General features: G+C 76.1%; 12 protein-coding genes, 3 pseudogenes and 1 riboswitch. Of the genes and pseudogenes, 4 read left to right on the top strand and 11 right to left on the bottom strand.

Translation table 11 applies throughout. From position 1 onward, the window contains the following. Positions 1-378: 378 nt before the first annotated feature. The 3 genes and pseudogenes from cobC to EV562_RS32400 form a co-directional block, all read right to left on the bottom strand. Positions 379-1,479, bottom strand: coding sequence for an Rv2231c family pyridoxal phosphate-dependent protein CobC (cobC, locus tag EV562_RS32410; protein ID WP_133890437.1), 1,101 nt, complete (start codon positions 1,477-1,479; stop codon positions 379-381). Then, positions 1,463-1,672: pseudogene (locus tag EV562_RS32405) on the bottom strand (sirohydrochlorin chelatase); the annotation flags it as partial. The pseudogene EV562_RS32405 and the gene cobC, both read right to left, overlap by 17 nt. Before the next feature lie 203 nt (positions 1,673-1,875). Further along, a pseudogene (locus EV562_RS32400) lies at positions 1,876-2,283 on the bottom strand (cobalamin biosynthesis protein); the annotation flags it as partial. 140 nt (positions 2,284-2,423) lie between these two features. Here EV562_RS32400 and EV562_RS32395 point away from each other — a divergent pair. Continuing rightward, positions 2,424-3,152, top strand: a complete 729-nt coding sequence (locus EV562_RS32395; protein ID WP_133890434.1) for a ZIP family metal transporter — start codon at positions 2,424-2,426, stop codon at positions 3,150-3,152. Positions 3,153-3,250: 98 nt separating this feature from the next. Here the strand turns inward: EV562_RS32395 and EV562_RS32390 are convergent, their stop codons facing one another. The 8 genes and pseudogenes from EV562_RS32390 to EV562_RS32355 form a co-directional block, all read right to left on the bottom strand. Further along, the gene (locus EV562_RS32390) at positions 3,251-4,612 is read right to left on the bottom strand and encodes a cobyrinate a,c-diamide synthase (protein ID WP_166662107.1); all 1,362 of its coding nucleotides are present in this window, start codon (positions 4,610-4,612) and stop codon (positions 3,251-3,253) included. Then, positions 4,606-5,205: a cob(I)yrinic acid a,c-diamide adenosyltransferase gene (gene cobO, locus EV562_RS32385; protein WP_133890433.1), complete on the bottom strand. Its 600-nt coding sequence runs from the start codon at positions 5,203-5,205 to the stop codon at positions 4,606-4,608. The genes EV562_RS32390 and cobO overlap by 7 nt, the downstream gene beginning before the upstream one ends. Continuing rightward, the gene (locus EV562_RS32380) at positions 5,205-7,268 is read right to left on the bottom strand and encodes a putative cobaltochelatase (RefSeq protein ID WP_133890432.1); all 2,064 of its coding nucleotides are present in this window, start codon (positions 7,266-7,268) and stop codon (positions 5,205-5,207) included. The genes cobO and EV562_RS32380 overlap by 1 nt, the downstream gene beginning before the upstream one ends. After that, a pseudogene (locus EV562_RS32375) lies at positions 7,265-7,459 on the bottom strand (hypothetical protein); the annotation flags it as partial. The pseudogene EV562_RS32375 and the gene EV562_RS32380, both read right to left, overlap by 4 nt. A gap of 122 nt (positions 7,460-7,581) precedes the next feature. After that, positions 7,582-9,090 (bottom strand): cobyric acid synthase, encoded by a 1,509-nt coding sequence (locus EV562_RS32370; protein ID WP_133890431.1) that lies wholly within the window; start codon positions 9,088-9,090, stop codon positions 7,582-7,584. Continuing rightward, a complete protein-coding gene (locus EV562_RS32365) occupies positions 9,087-10,109 on the bottom strand; it encodes a cobalamin biosynthesis protein (protein WP_133890430.1) in 1,023 nt (340 codons plus the stop codon). The genes EV562_RS32370 and EV562_RS32365 overlap by 4 nt, the downstream gene beginning before the upstream one ends. 126 nt (positions 10,110-10,235) lie before the next feature. Then, a riboswitch (cobalamin riboswitch) is annotated at positions 10,236-10,311 on the bottom strand. 213 nt (positions 10,312-10,524) lie between these two features. After that, complete coding sequence (locus tag EV562_RS32360) at positions 10,525-10,746, bottom strand: hypothetical protein (RefSeq protein WP_133890429.1); 222 nt, start codon at positions 10,744-10,746, stop codon at positions 10,525-10,527. A gap of 34 nt (positions 10,747-10,780) precedes the next feature. Further along, on the bottom strand, positions 10,781-12,049 hold the full coding sequence (locus EV562_RS32355) for an inorganic phosphate transporter (RefSeq protein WP_133890428.1): 1,269 nt from the start codon (positions 12,047-12,049) through the stop codon (positions 10,781-10,783). 224 nt (positions 12,050-12,273) lie between these two features. Here EV562_RS32355 and EV562_RS32350 point away from each other — a divergent pair, with 224 nt between their 5' ends. The 3 genes from EV562_RS32350 (at position 12,274) to EV562_RS32340 (ending at position 15,839) form a co-directional block, all read left to right on the top strand. Beyond that, positions 12,274-12,996 carry a class II aldolase/adducin family protein gene (locus tag EV562_RS32350; RefSeq protein ID WP_133890427.1) on the top strand — a complete coding sequence of 241 codons (723 nt, stop codon included), beginning with the start codon at positions 12,274-12,276 and terminating at the stop codon, positions 12,994-12,996. A gap of 116 nt (positions 12,997-13,112) precedes the next feature. Then, positions 13,113-14,240: an alpha/beta fold hydrolase gene (locus EV562_RS32345; protein ID WP_133890426.1), complete on the top strand. Its 1,128-nt coding sequence runs from the start codon at positions 13,113-13,115 to the stop codon at positions 14,238-14,240. 180 nt (positions 14,241-14,420) lie between these two features. After that, entirely contained in the window at positions 14,421-15,839 is a 1,419-nt protein-coding gene (locus EV562_RS32340; RefSeq protein ID WP_208298473.1) for a hypothetical protein, read from the top strand. Positions 15,840-15,875 lie beyond the last annotated feature (36 nt).

The following is a 15,875-nucleotide window of genomic DNA, read 5'->3' as shown; positions in this document are numbered from 1 at the left end:
GCGGGTGGCGGGGCTGTGCGTCCTGGCCCGGCGCAGGCGGGGCTGATCGCGGGGTTTCGGCCGGGGTGGTGGCCCGTCGGGCGTGTCCCGGCTGCCGCCGCCACCGTCACGGCTGCCGTCACGTCTGCCGTCGACGCCGTACGTCGCGGCCGGTGGCCCGGTCTTCGTTCTGGCGGGCGGCGGAGCTTCGGTCCTGGCCCGGCGCAGGCGGGCTGATCGCCGGGTCTGCCGGGGCGGTGCGCCGTCGGGTCGGTCCCGACCGCCACCGCCACCGTCGCGGCCGGCGTCGCGGTCCCGGTTCGGGCGAGCGGCCGGGCCCCGGCCTTGGTCCGGCACAGGCCGGGGGGACTGGCCAGGGTGCCGCCGGGGCCGTGGCCCTCAGGCCGGTCCCGGTGCCGCCAGGGCGTGCTCCAGCGCGTGCAGGAAGCCGTCCGTCGTCGCCCGGTCCCGTACCGCCAGGCGCAGCCAGTCCCCGCCCAGCCCCGGGAACGTGTCCCCGCGCCGCACCGCGTACCCCAGGCCGCGCAACCGGTGCCGCACGGCGGCGCCGTCCGGGACGTGGAGCAGGACGAAGGGCCCCTCTGCCGGGCCCACGGTCCGCACCCCGGCTCCGGCGAACCGCGCGAGCCCGGCGAGGAGACGGCCCCGGTCGGCGGCGGTGCGGTGGGCGGCGTGGGCGGCCTCCGCCAGCGCCCGCGGCGCCACGCAGACCTCGGCCGCCGCAAGCGCGGGCGTGGACACCGGCCACAGCGGCTGGGCGCGCTCCAGGGCGCCGACCGTCTCCGGGTCCGCGAGGACGTACCCGATGCGCAGCCCTGCCAGCCCCCACGTCTTGGTGAGGCTGCGCAGGACGACGAGCCCCGGTACGTCCGTCCGCCCGGCCAGCGCCTCGCGCTCGCCCGGCACCGCGTCCATGAACGCCTCGTCGACGACCAGCGTCCGCCCGGGCCGGGCCAGCGCCGCGAGCACACCGGCCGGGTGCAGCACCGAGGTCGGGTTCGTCGGGTTGCCCACCACCACCAGATCGGCGTCCTCGGGGACCGCCGCCGCGTCGAGGCGGAAGCCGTCCGCCTCCCGCAGGACCACCCGCCCGACCGAGTGCCCCGCGTCCCGCAGCGCCGCCTCGGGCTCGGTGAACTGGGGGTGCACCACGACCGGCCTGCGCACCTTCAGCGCCCGCGCCAGCAGCACGAACGCCTCCGCCGCGCCGGCCGTCAGCAGCACCCGCTCCACCGGCAGACCGTGCCGCGCCGCCACCGCCGCCCGGGCGGCCCGCCCGTCCGGGTAGGCGGCGAGCGAGCCGAGCGAGGCGGCGACGTGCTCCCGCAGCCACGCCGGGGGAGTGCCGGTACGGACGTTCACCGCGAGGTCCACCAGCGCCGAACCGTCGTCGCGCACCTCGGCGTCCCCGTGGTGCCGCAGGTCCGGGCCGACGGGGCCGGACCCGGTCGCGGCGCCGGTCTCAGTGTGCGTGCGCATGTGCGTGTCCATGTCCGTGATGGTGCCCGTGGTGATGTTCACCGTCCTCGTCGGGGTGGGAGTGCGGCCGCCGCGGCAGCCCCACCCCCTCCTCGCACCCCGGCAGCGCGGCGCGGTGCACGCGGCCGTCGCGACGCATCCGCAGGCCGCACCCGGCGGCCTCCTCGCGCCGCTCCCGCACCAGGCCGAGCAGGACATCGGCCCCGCCCCCGTCCCGCGTGCCGTGCCCGGCGACGAGCAGGGCGGGCGGGGCCGTCACGGGGTCTCCTCGGGTGCCGTGGCCGCATCGGTCGCTTCCGTCGCTTGTGCCGCTTCCGTCGCTTGCGCCATTTCCACCCCTGCCGCCGCCGCTGCCGCTGCCTCGGACGCGCGGGGCACGCGGGGCACGCGGGACGCGACCGCGCAGGTCGCCCGCGCGGGATTTGCCGCCGACTTCCGCTTGGGCACCAGGAGTTCGCCCCCGCGCACCAGGGCCGCCGCCTCCGCGACCGACGGGGTGCCCGCGGTGGCGAGCGGGGCGTCGGAGGGGTGGGGCACCTCGACACCCGCCAGCTCGCCGGCCGGGTACGCCACCAGCGGCACGCCCAGCCGCTCGGCGGCGCCGACGATCCCGGGTTCACCGGCCTTGGTGTCCACGGTGGCCAGCTCGGCGACCGACGCGGCGGACAGTCCCGCCGCGCGCAGGGTGTCCCGCACCAGCCCGAGCACCTCACCGACCGGCGCACCCCGGGAGGCGCCGACCCCGACGACGAGGGACGGCGGGCCGCCGGCCCGCGCCCCCGCGCCGGGAGCCGCCGACTCCACGGGAACCCCGGACGTCCCGGCGACCTCGTGAACCCCGTAAGGCATGGCGTGCGGTCCTCTCCTGTGCATCCTGCGCATATTTACTGCGGTTGCCGCTGTCGTACGCGCCTGAACCCGGTGTGATCGGATACCAAGGGCGCATGGCGGTCTTCGTCGCGCTCGGCGCGTTCCTGATGACGCTGGCCGGCGGCTGGACGGCACAGCGCGTGACCGACCGGCGCCACCTGGTCCTGGGCCTGGCCGGTGGTCTGATGCTGGGTGTCGTCGGCCTCGACCTGCTGCCGGAGGCGCTGAAGGCCGCCGGGGACGAGGTCTTCGGCGTGCCCGCCGCCCTGCTGCTCTTCGTCGCCGGTTTCCTGCTCGCGCACCTGGTGGAACGCCTGCTGGCGGCGCGCCGGGCCGCGCACGGCGGCGACGAGCACGGCCACCGCTCGCCCGAGGTCGGCCTGACGGCCGCGGCCGCGATGGTCGGCCACAGCGCCATGGACGGCGTGGCGATCGGCGCTGCCTTCCAGGTCGGCGGCGGCATGGGCGCGGCGGTGGCCATGGCCGTGATCGCCCACGACTTCGCGGACGGCTTCAACACCTACACACTGACCAGCCTGTACGGCAACGCCCGCCGCCGCGCCGTCGCGATGCTGGTGGCCGACGCGCTGGCGCCCGTCGTCGGCGCCTCCTCCACCCTCCTCTTCACGATCCCGGAGGGCGTGCTCGGCGCCTACCTCGGCCTCTTCGGCGGTGTGCTGCTCTACCTCGCGGCGGCCGAGATCCTCCCCGAGGCCCATCACGAGCACCCCGCCCGCTCGACGCTGCTGTGCACGGTCGCGGGCGCGGCGTTCATCTGGCTGGTGGTCGGCATCGCCGACTGAGGGCCCCGGGCCGCTCACGGCTGCCCCGCCCCGCCCGCCCCCGCGCCGGGCGGGCGCGACGAGTGGCGACGGGTACGGCACCCCCGTCGGCCCGCCGTTCACGACGTGCGGCACCTCTCCACGAACCGACGGGCGACACCCGGCTCGGCCGCCCAGTGCGTGTGCAGATAGCTCGCGTGCACCCCGCGCTCGACGAATCCCTCGACGCGTCGCTCGGGCGTCCGCATCCCCCAGGCCGGCGCCGCCCCGGCCCCCGGCTCCACGACCGTCCGGTGGAACTCGTGCCCCCGCATCCGGGTCCCCGCGCCGGCCAGCACGCTGTCGGACACGGCCACCGCGTCCCGGTAGCCCAGCGTCAGCCGCTGCGACATCCGCGCGGTGGCGTCCAGGACCCCGCACATCGGCAGCCCGTCCAGCTCCCGGCTCAGGTACAGCAGCCCCGCGCACTCGGCGGCCACGGGAGCACCGCTCAGCGCCAGCTCGGCGACGGCCTTGCGCAGCGGCTCGTTGGCGGACAGCTCGGAGGCGTACATCTCCGGGAACCCGCCCCCGACGACGAGCCCCGCGGTCCCCTCGGGCAGTTCCTCGTCCCGCAGCGGATCGAAGGGGACGACCTCGGCTCCGGCGGCGGTGAGCAGCTCGGAGTGCTCGGCGTAGGAGAAGGTGAAGGCCGCGCCGGCGGCGACGGCGACCCGCGTCCCGGTCCCGTCCGGCGCCTCACCCGCCTCCCAGGCCGTGGCACCCAGCGGCCCCGCACCGCGCGCCAGCCGGACCAGCGCCTCCAGATCGCACCCGTCGGCCACCTGCGCCGCCATCGCCGCGACGGCGTCCACCGCCGCACTCTGCCGCTCGGCGACGGGGACGAGACCCAGGTGCCGCGACGGCACAGCCACCTGCGGCGCCCGCCGCAACACCCCGAGCACCGGCACCCCGACGGATTCCATCGCCTCCCGCAGCATCACCTCGTGCCGGTCCGACCCGACCTTGTTGAGGATCACGCCACCGACCCGCACCTCCGGGTCCCAGCTCACGAACCCGTGCACCAGCGCCGCCACCGACCGCGACTGCGCCGAGGCGTCCACCACCAGCACCACCGGCGCGCCGAGCAGCTTCGCGACCTGCGCGGTGGACGCCAGCTCGCCCTCGCCCGCCGCCCCGTCGTACAGCCCCATCACGCCCTCGACGACCGCGATGTCGCACCCGCGCGCCCCGTGCAGGAACAGCGGCCCGACCAGCTCGGGCCCGCACAGGTACGCGTCGAGGTTGCGCCCCACCCGTCCGGTGGCGAGCGCGTGGTAGCCGGGATCGATGTAGTCGGGCCCGACCTTGTGCGGCGACACCGCGAGCCCGCGCCCCGTGAGCGCGGCCATCAGGCCGGTGGCGACGGTGGTCTTGCCGCTGCCCGACGAGGGGGCGGCGACGACCAGCCGGGGCACGGCGGAGGCGGCGGAGGTCACCACTCGATGCCCCTCTGCCCCTTCTGGCCGGTGTCCATCGGGTGCTTGACCTTGGTCATGTCGGTGACGAGGTCGGCGAAGTCCACCAGGGCGGCGGGTGCGTTCCGCCCGGTGATCACGACGTGCTGGGTGCCGGGCCGGTCGCGCAGCACGGAGACCACCTCGTCGGTGTCGATCCACCCCCAGTGCAGCGGGTAGGCGAACTCGTCCAGCACGTACAGCTTGTACGTCTCGGCGGCCAGGTCGCGCTTGACCTGCTCCCAGCCCTCCCGGGCCTTCTCCTCGTTGTCCTGCTGCTGGTCGCGCTGGACCCAGGACCAGCCCTCGCCCATCTTGTGCCAGTCGACGGTGCCGCCCTCCCCGGACGCGCCCAGCACCCGCAGGGCGTTCTCCTCACCGACCTTCCACTTCGCCGACTTGACGAACTGGAACACCCCGATCGGCCACCCCTGGTTCCAGGCCCGCAGCGCCAGCCCGAAGGCGGCGGTGGACTTGCCCTTCCCGACCCCCGTGTGCACGAACACCAGCGGCCGGTTGCGCCGCTGCCGGGTCGTCAGTCCGTCGTCCGGTACGACACTCGGCTTCCCCTGTGGCATTACGCGACCCTCCTGTTGTGCTGTCCGCTGCCCTGAACGTCCTTCACCAGACCGGCGATCGAATCGGCCCGCAGCTCGTCGAGCGTCACCGCCGTACCGCCCAGCTCCCCCGCGAGCCGCCCCGCGAGCCCGAGCCGCACGGGCCCCGACTCGCAGTCCACGACCACGGAGGCGACCCCGTCGGCGGCGAACAGCCGCGCCGCCCGCGAGGCCAGCGCGACGGGTTCCGGACCACCGGTGGCCCGCCCGTCCGTCACCACCACCACCAGCGCCCGCCGTGCCGGGTCCCGGAGCCGCTCCACCCGCAGCACCTCGTGGGCGCGCAGCAGTCCGGCGGCCAGCGGCGTACGTCCCCCGGTCGGCAGCGACTCCAGCCGGACCGCCGCCGCGTCCACCGAAGAGGTCGGCGGCAGCGCCACGTCGGCGGCCGTGCCCCGGAAGGTCACCAGCCCCACCTTGTCCCGCCGTTGGTAGGCGTCCAGCAGCAGCGACAGCACGGCTCCCTTGACGGCGCCCATCCGCTGCCGCGCGGCCATCGACCCCGAGGCGTCGACGACGAAGAGCACGAGATTGCCCTCGCGCCCCTCACGAGTGGCCTGCCGCAGATCGTCCCGGCGCACGACCAGGCCCCGCCCCGACCGTCCCCGCGCCCGCTGGTGCGGCGCCGCCGCCTGCACGGTCGCGGCCAGGTGCAGCTTGGTCAGAGCCCCCTGCGGTCGGCGGGCCCCGGTGGTCCGGCCGTGCTCGGTCCGCGCCCGCGAACGGCGCCCGGCGGCGCCCTCGCCGAGACCCGGCACGCTCAGCACCCTGGTCCGGAACGGCTCCGCGGCCCGCACGGGGGACTGCTCACCGGAAACCCCGCCCGGCTGCGGCTCCCCGCCCTCGCCGGCTTCCCCGGTCTCGGGACGCGCGGCCGCGTCACCGTCGCCCTGCGGGCCGTCGTCGGGGTCGGGCTGCCCACCGGGGCCGCCACCGGGCCCGGGATCGTCGTCGCCCCCGTCACCGTCACCGTCACCGTCGGGACCGTCCCCGCCCCCGTCGGGCTCGTCCTGCCCGCCGAACTCCTCCAGCGTCTCGTCCAGCTTGTCCTCGTCCAGCCCCGGCGCGTCGAAGGGATTGCGCCGCCGCCGGTGGGGCAGCGCCAGCAGCGCCGCCTGCCGCACGTCCTCCGCGAGCACGTCCGTCCGGCCGGCCCACGCCGCCAGCGCGGTCGCCGTCCGGGCCATCACGATGTCGGCCCGCATGCCGTCCACCTCGAAGGCGGCACAGGTCGCCGCGATCTGCCGCAACGCCCCGTCGCCCAGGCGCACCGACGGCAGCAGCTCCCGCGCCGCCGCGATCCGCGCCCGTACGGCGGCCTCCTCGTCGGCCCAGCGCGCCGCGAAACCGGCCGGGTCGTCGTCGTGGGCGAGCCGTCGCCGTACGACCTCCACGCGCTGGTCGGGTTCGCGCGAGGCCGCGACCTCCACCGTCAGCCCGAACCGGTCGAGCAACTGCGGACGCAGCTCGCCCTCCTCGGGGTTCATGGTGCCGACCAGCAGGAACTTCGAGGCGTGCCGCACCGACACACCCTCGCGCTCGACGTAGGAGGCGCCCATCGCGGCGGCGTCGAGGAGCAGATCGACCAGGTGGTCGTGGAGCAGGTTGACCTCGTCGACGTAGAGGATGCCGCGGTGCGCGTCGGCCAGCAGGCCCGGCTCGAAGGCCTTCACGCCCTCGGCGAGCGCCCGTTCGATGTCGAGGGCGCCCACCAGCCGGTCCTCGGAGGCGCCGACGGGCAGCTCCACCATGCGCGCCGGACGCGAGGCGAAGGCGCCCGGTGTGTGCGGGCCGTCCGGGCAGCCCGGGTCGGGGGAGTCGGGATCACAGGAGAAGCGGCACCCGGAGACGACGTCCACCCGGGGCATCAGCGCCGACAGCGCTCGCACCGCGGTGGACTTCGCCGTGCCCTTCTCCCCCCGGACCAGCACACCGCCGACCGCCGGGGACACGGCGTTCAGCAGCAGCGCGAGTCGCAGGTCGTCCTGACCCACGACGGCCGTGAACGGGAACGGGATACTCACTTGTCGTCGCCCTCCAAGTCGCCCTCTGGCTCCAGATAGGTGGCGCGCGGCCGCTCCGGCGTCCGCGCGTCCGGTTCGGCCCACAGGCCCGGTCCGGCGGCCTGGGGCAGCCGCTCGGTGATGCCGCCCGGCGCCCACGGGCCGGACGCCTCCATGCGGTCCCGGTCCTCCGGGGCGAGGACGTACTCGGCGCCCGCCCTTCCGAAGGCGCCCCCGCCGAGCCGGTGGGCCGCGTCCGACGCGCGGGCCGCCGGCAGGTCCGTGCCGGCCGTCGTGCCGGCCGTCGAGGGCGACAGCACGGTGCTCGCGATGCTCATGCGGGCGCTCCCGGTGGAACGAAGGGCAGTCCTCGCGGCGCGCCGGACTCGATGAGCCGCCACAACGCGTCGGTGTCCGCGTGCTGTTCGATCAGGTCGCCGAGCCGGTCGAGCTGCTCCTCGCGGAGCGCGGCGAACGAGGTGTCGGGGGCCGGCACGAAGCGGCGGCCCGCGGCGCCGGCCACCTCGCGCAGGAAGGCCCGCCGGAAGCCGTCCGACTCCAGCGAACCGTGCCAGTGCGTGCCCCAGGTCTGGCCGACCCGGCACCCGTCCAGGAAGGGGGAACCGCCCGTGACGTCGGCGACCCCGTGGTGGATCTCGTACCCCTCGACACGCTCGCCGAGGGCCTCGCCCACCGGCCGGGTGAGGGTCTTCTCCCGCGCGAACCGCACCCGCACGGGCAGCAGTCCGAGGCCGTCCACGTGTCCGGCACGCGACTCGACCTCGTCCTCGATGTGCTCGCCCAGGAGCTGGAAACCGCCGCAGATCCCGAGCACCGGCCGCCCCTCGGCGGCCCTCCGGACGACGGCGTCCGCCAGCCCCCGCTCCCGCAGCCACTCCAGCGCGCGTACCGTCCCGCGCGTCCCCGGCACGATCACCAGGTCGGCGTCGGCCAGTTCCTCCGGCCGGTCCACGAACCGCACCACGACGCCCGGCTCGGCGGCCAGCGCGTCCACGTCCGTGAAGTTGGACATCAGCGGGACGGCGCAGACGGCGACGCGCAGCACGTCCTCGCCGACCGGCGGGGCGACGGACGACTCCCGCACCGTCCCGCGCAGGGACACGCGCAGCCCGTCCTCCTCGTCGATGCCGAGCCCGTGCCGGAAGGGCAGCACGCCGTACGTCCGCCGCCCGGTGAGGACGTGCAGCATGTCGAGACCCGGCTCCAGCAGCGACACGTCGCCGCGGAACTTGTTGACGAGGAACCCGGCGACCAGCGCCTGGTCCTCGGGCGCCAGCAGCGCCACCGTGCCGAAGAACGAGGCGAAGACGCCCCCGCGGTCGATGTCGCCGACGACCAGGACCGGGAGTCCGGCGCCCCGGGCGATCCCCATGTTCACGATGTCGGTGCGCCGCAGGTTGATCTCGGCCGGGCTGCCCGCCCCCTCGCAGATCACCGCGTCGTAGGAGGCGCGCAGTTCGGCCAGCGAGCCGAGCACCGTGTCCAGCAGCCGCCCCTGGCGCTCACCGTGGTAGCCGCGGGCGCTCATCTCGCCGACGGGCCTGCCGAGCAGCACGACCTGACTGCTCCGCTCCCCGCCGGGCTTGAGCAGCACGGGGTTCATGTGCGCGGTCGGCTCCACCCGGCAGGCCTGGGCCTGCATCGCCTGGGCCCGGCCGATCTCGGCGCCCTCGCGGGTCACGAAGGAGTTGAGCGACATGTTCTGCGCCTTGAACGGGGCGACCTTGACGCCCTGGCGCACCAGCCAGCGGCAGATGCCGGCGGTGACGACGCTCTTCCCGGCGTCTGAGGTGGTACCGGCGACGAGCAGGCCACCGTTCATGACGTACGTCCCTTCCCGCTGACCCTCTTGATCCGGCCGGCTCCGCCGGTGCCCCCGCCGACCGCGCCGGCTCCGCCGGTCCCGCGCGCGAGGAGCCGCGCGCCCACGCACACGCCCAGCGCCAGCCAGCTCACGCGCCGGGACAGCCGTACCGCCCGGTCGATGTCCCCCGAACCGGCCCGGACGCCGCGCCCGGCCGCCCCGTTGAGGACCGGCCGGTGCTCCGTCCGCCCGCCGTAGGAGAGCGTCCCGCCGAGCCGCACGCCGAGGGCGCCCGCGAACGAGGCCTCCACGGGCCCGGCGTTGGGACTCGGGTGCCGGGCGGCGTCCGTCCGCCAGGCCCGTGCGGCGCCCCGCGGGTCACCGCCCGCGACGGTGGCCAGCACCGCGGTCAGGCGGGCGCCCGGCCAGCCCGCGAGATCGTCCAGGCGGGCCGCGGCCCAGCCGAAGCGGCGGTACCTGGGCGACTTGTGGCCGACCATCGCGTCCAGGGTGTTGACGGCCCGGAAGCCGAGCAGTCCGGGCACTCCGGCCACCGCGCCCCACACCAGGGCGCCCACCACCGCGTCCGAGGTGTTCTCGGCGACGGACTCCACGACGGCCCGCGCGATCCCGTCGGCGTCCAGCGCCTGCGGGTCCCGACCGCACAGGTGCGGCAGCCGCGCCCGCGCCGCCTCGACGTCCCCGGCCTCCAGGGCCCGTCCGACCTCCCGGGCCTCGCGGGCGAGCGAGGTGCCGCCGACCACGGCCCAGGTGGCCGCGCCGGTCAGCGCGACGGAGGCGGCGGGGGAGCGGCGTACGGCGTGCGCGGCGGCCGCACCGAGGGCGGCGGCACCGCCGGCGCACACGGCGGTGTGCAGGGCGCCCCGGCCCCGGTGGTCCGCCCACAGCACCCGTTCCACGGCGCCCGCGGCACGGCCGAACGCGGCGACCGGGTGTCCGCGACGCGGATCACCGAGGAGGAGGTCGCCGAGGAGGCCGGCGGCGGCGCCGTACGCGAAGACGCGTCCGGCACGCACGGGCTCAGCCGGTCACACGGGCAGGGAGGCACCGGGTACGGGGCGTCGTGCGGAGGCGGAAGCCGGGCATCGCGTCATGTCCTCACTCAGGGTGTCCACGCCCTGGTTCGAAGAGTCCGGCGGTGAGAGTTCCTGGCTCCCGGGGGTCCTGATCCCCGGTCACAGTGGCGGGACCGCGCCGGATTCGCACCGGGCTTCCTCTCCTGCCGCCGTAGATGGCCCGGGAAGTCCACCACGGCCCGCGAACACCCGTCAACCTGGCGTTGACCTGCGACGGGGGAGTGTGCGAAGGCCCACACGCGAAGAGCGTGCGCCGGCACCCGAACGCGCCGGCGCACGAAGAGGCGGGGCACGGAACGGTCCGGGTCCGTTCCGCGCCCCGCCCCGGGGACGTGCGCCGTGCTTCGGGCGGCGGTCAGGCGACGATCAGATAGATCCCGTACGCCACCGCCGCCGTGCAGGCCGCGAAGCACGCGTACGCGCCGGTGACCGCCAGGGGCGCGGAGCCGCCCTCCGCGGCGGCCCGCTCCCGGTGGGAGAGGCCGACGATGCCGAGGGTGAACAGGCCCACCAGGGCCACCGTGGCCACGAGGCTGACGCCGAAGACGGAGCCCAGGGCTGCCCAGTCGATGCTCATGGAGGTTCGCTTCCTTCGTACCCGGGACGCGGGTTCAGACGGGGGTGGCGGCCGACGGGGCCTTGGAGTCGGCGGTCGTCACCGGCGCCGGGAGGGTGGCAGCCAGGTGGTCGGACACGCCCGCAGGAGGCGGGGACACGGCGGCCATCGCCGTGGTGACCACACCGGCGGGCTCGGGCCGGCCGGGCGTCCCGGCGGCGGGGTCGGTGTCGACGACGTTGGTGTGGTCGACGACCTCGCGGCGGGAGATCCGCCAGATCGCGAAGCTGGCCGCCATCAGGAACACCGCGACCACGGCCGTGCCCCAGTCGCCGAGGCGGCAGACCCACTCGGCGAGCGCGGCGACCAGGGCCGCGGCCGGCAGCGTCAGACCCCAGGCGACGAACATCCGGGTGGCCGTGGACCAGCGGACCACGCCGCCCTTGCGGCCGAGACCGGCGCCCATCACCGCGCCGGAGACCGAGTGCGTGGTGGACAGGGAGAAGCCGAGGTGCGAGGAGGCCAGGATGACCGTCGCGGCGCTGGTCTGGGCGGCGAAGCCCTGCTGCGGCTGGAGGTCGGTCAGGCCCTTGCCCATGGTGCGGATGATGCGCCAGCCGCCCAGGTAGGTGCCGAGCGCGATGGCCAGGCCCGCGCCCAGGATGACCCACACCGGCGGGTCGGAGTCGGGGGCGAGCGAGCCGCCGGCGATCAGGGCGAGGGTGATGATGCCCATCGTCTTCTGGGCGTCGTTGGTGCCGTGGGCCAGCGAGACCAGACCGGCGGAGGCGATCTGGCCGGCGCGGTAGCCCTTGGCGGCCGCCTTGCCGTCGGCCCTGCGGCCGAGCGAGTAGGTCATCCGGGACGCGAGCAGCGCCGCCACCCCGGCCACGATCGGCGCGGCCACCGCGGGCAGGAGCACCTTGGTGACGAGCACGTCGCCGTTGACCGCACCGAGGCCCGCCGAGGCCACGGCGGCACCGATCAGGCCGCCCATCAGGGCGTGCGAGGAACTGGACGGGAGCCCGACCAGCCAGGTCAGCAGGTTCCAGAGGATCGCGCCGACCAGTGCGGCGAAGATGACCTCGGGACGGATGCCGGTCTCGTCGACGAGACCCTTGGAGATCGTGTTGGCGACCTCCACCGAGAGGAAGGCGCCTACAAGGTTGAGGACGGCGGACATCGCCACCGCCACCTTGGGCTTGAGCGCACCGGTCGAAATGGTCGTCGCCATCGCGTTCGCGGTGTCGTGGAAACCGTTCGTGAAATCGAACGCGAGTGCGGTTACCACCACAATCGCGAGGATCAGCGAGAAGCTTTCCATTTACCCAGGCAATCGTTCGAGGTCGTTGGCGCGACGAACCTAGGTAACCAGGGTGAACGGAAGATGAACTGGACAGGGCGTGACGGTGACCGGAAACGGCGCCGGAACCTCCCCCTGCGTGCCCGCTCCGATGCTCTCCGGAGACGTGCCTGGCAGGATCACCGCGACGCCGTTCGGCGACGGGACACGAGGGGCCGCGGGCGGCCCGGCAGGAGACGGTGACTGTGACGAATTCGCGGGCCGCGGGGGCGGACCGGGCCGGAGGGCCGGGCGGGAAGGCGGACCCCGGCCCGGCCGTGGAGGCGTCCGTGGCGGCGGCCTGGGAGGCACTCGTCGCGACGGCCCGGCGGACGGTGGCGGACGGGCTGGTGGTCGGCACCTCCGGCAACGTCTCGGTCCGCGTCGGCGACACGGTCCTGGTCACCCCTTCGGGTGTGCCCTACGACCGTCTCGCCCCGCACGACGTGACCGGCGTCGACCTGGACGGACGGCAGGTGCTCGGCACGCTGGTCCCCACCAGCGAACTGCCCATGCACCTGGCCGTCCACCGCGCCGCCCCCGAAGCCCGCGCCGTCGTCCACACCCACGCCGTGCACGCGACGGCGGTCTCGCTTCTCGTCCCGGAACTCCCGCCGGTGCACTACATGACCGAGGCGCTCGGCGGGCCGGTCCGGGTCGCCCCGTACGCGGCCTACGGCACCGACGCCCTCGCCCGCGGCATGCTCGACGCCCTCACCGACCGCACCGGCTGCCTGCTGCGCAACCACGGCACGATCACCTACGGCAGCTCCCTCGACCAGGCCTACGACCGCACCGCCCAGCTCGAGTGGATGTGCCGCCTCTGGCTGACCGCCTCCTCGGTGCCCGGCCACTCGCCGTCCCTGCTGACGGAGGCAGAGCTGGCGGAGGCGGCCCGGCGGCTGCGGGGCTACGGGCAGCGGAGCTGACGCGCGGGGGGCGTGCCCGGCGGGTTCGCGGGTACCGGCTACGGGACACGAGGGCGCCGTCACTCCCCGTCACCCGTCCACTGGCCGCCCGCGGACTCCACCAGGAGACTGGCCCCATGCGCACTGTCACCGCAACGGCAGCCGCCGTCACCGCAGCTCTGGCGACCTCGGCGGCGAGCATCGCCGTCGGCCGGCTCGCCAGCGACGCCGCGCTCAAGGCGCCCCCCGGCCGGCCCCTGCCGACCGAGCCCCGGCTCACCGTGCACGGCACCGCCGCCGGGCAGATCACCCTCACCCGGGATCTGGCCGCGCTGCGCCCCGGCCGGTACGGGCTCGCCGGTGACGGCTCCCACGCGGTCGTCGGACCCGTCCTCGGCACCGTCGAGCACGGCGCCGACACCGTCGTACGCCGCCTCGAACGCGTCACGCACGGCACCGTCCAGGCCGGCGACCGGGCGTGGTTCACCCCCAACCTGTACGTCGGGAACCCGGGCACCGCCCTCGGCCTCGAGTACGCCGACGTCGAGGTCCCGGGGGAACTCGGCCCGCTCCCGGCCTGGTTCCTGCCCGGAGCCCGGCCGACCTGGGTCATCGCCGTGCACGGCCTGGCCGCCACCCGCGAGCACGCCCTCAACTTCATCGCCCCCCTGCACCGCCGCGAGGTCCCGGTGCTCGCCCTCGCCTACCGCGGCGACGTCGGCGCCCCGCCCTCGCCCGACGGACTGCACCACTTCGGCGAGACCGAGTGGCGCGACGTGGACGCGGCGGTCCGCTACGCCGTCGACCACGGCGCCCGCCAGGTCGTCCTCCTCGGCTGGTCCACCGGCGCCACCATGGCCCTGCGCACCGCCGCGCTCTCCGGCGTGCGCGAGCGCATCGCGGGGCTCGTCCTGGACTCCCCGGTCCTCAGCTGGGAGACCACGCTGCGCGCCCTGGCCACGGCCCGCCGCACCCCCGGCGCGCTCCTGCCGCTCGCCGTCCGGGCCGCCCAGGGCCGCGCGGGGCTGCGCGGCGACCAGGACGCCGGCATGACCGGGCTGTACCGCCCGTCGGTGCCCACGCTGATCTACCACGGCCCCGGCGACGCGGTGGCCCCCTGGCACCTCTCCCGGCGTCTCGCCGACACCCACTCGCGCCTCGTCGCCCTCCACACGGTCCGCGACGCCCCGCACGGCGCCATGTGGAACGCGGACCCCGAGGACTACGAGGAGACCTTCCGCCGCTTCATGACCCCCCTGGTCTGAGCCCGCCGCCCCCCCCGCCCCGCGCTCGCCGCGACGCGACGCGCTCCGGTTCCGTTCCGCGCCGTACCGCGGGCCCGGTCCGGTGCCGGACGGCGTTTCCGGACACCGCGTCCGCCCTTCCAGGAGGCCGCCGGGGCCTTCCGTTTGGGTTTTCGGACCGTCAACCGGAAGACTGCACCCGTGACGTCCCGTATCCCGCGCGACTCCAGGCTTCGACTCGTCCGCCCACGACCCCTGGCCGCCGCCCCCCAAGCGATGAATCAGCGTCGTCCGCGCCGCCCCGCGCCGCGCCCCCCGGAAGGCACACCGGCCAGGTCGGAGCTGGCCGCGATGGCGCGCTCCGGCCTCGCCGACGCGGCCCGGGTCGCCCGCTGGGCCGACTCCGCCCTCGGCCCCGGGCGCGGCAGCGCGACCGCCGACGGCAAGGCCACCCTGTCCGACGCGACCGCCGGCCAGGCGGCGCGCGCACTCGGCCTGACCGTGGCCGAGGTCCGCGCCGACTGGGACACCGCACGCCTCGCCGGACTGGTCGAGGTGCACGGCGGCACCGCCCGCCCCGGCTGGCGGCTGCGCGCCTGGAACCGCGACGACAGCGCCGTGCTGCGCGGCTGGGTCGCCCTCTTCGACGCCTGGTCGCTCGCCCACCCCGAACCCGCCGGGCTGGAGCCCGCCGCGGTGGCCGAGGTCGTCTCCGCGATGCCCCAGGTGCTCTCCTTCCTCCAGCTGTCCGCCGGGCCCGTCCCCGTCGCGCAGCTCCTGGACCTGCTGGAGCAGCGCGTCACCGAACTGCGTACCGAACGCTGCGAGGTGCCCTACGGCCCCCGGCTGGAGCCCGGCACACCGGGCACCGAGCCCGTCCCGGGCCCCGCCGCCGACACGCCGCTCGCCCCGCTGCTCGACTGGGCCCTGGACGCCCTCGCCTCCGTCGGCGCCCTCACCTGCGGCGACGGCCAGGCCACGCTCACCCCGCTCGGCAACTGGGCGGTCTGGGTCAAGCTGGAGCAGATCTGCGTCGCCGCGCAGAGCCCCGCGGGCAACATCGAGCAGTCGGCCGAGGGCATGCTCCGCGGCTGCGGACGGCTCCGCCCCAACGCCGCCCGCGCCGAGTACCGCGCCTGGCTGGCCGCCCGCCCCGTCGGCAGCGCCGTCGCCGAACTGCTCGCCGCCGCCCGCGGTGAGGACGCCCTGCTGCGCGGCCTCGCCTTCGACGCGCTGCGGGTCGTCGGCGCCCCCGCCGAGCCGGATGTGCGCGCGGTCCTCGACGAGCCGACGCTCAGGCCGTACGCCCTGCTCTGGCTGGCCGAGCACGACGGCGCCGACCCCGAGGACGCCCACGAGGTCCTCACCCGCCCGGAGGCCACCTGGCTGTGGGTCGACACCGCGGCGGCCGTCGCCGACCACGGGGAGGCACCGCTGCTGGTGCGGCACCTGGAGTCGGCGGTGCAGGCCACCGTCCCGGCCCTGCTCGACGAGGTCCGCGCCGTCGGGCACCCCCGCACCGTGCAGGTCCTGGTCGCCCTCGCCGCCGCGCACCCGGACCCCGCGCTGGCCAAGGCCGTGCGCCGGGCGGCCTTCCAGGTCCACACCGGGGGCAGCTGAGCGCCCCGGCCCGCCGGGCGGGCGTACGCGCCGGAG

The organism is Streptomyces sp. BK208 (assembly GCF_004364245.1).
GTDB lineage: Bacteria > Actinomycetota > Actinomycetes > Streptomycetales > Streptomycetaceae > Streptomyces.
This window is presented reverse-complemented; position numbering and strand designations above follow the sequence as displayed.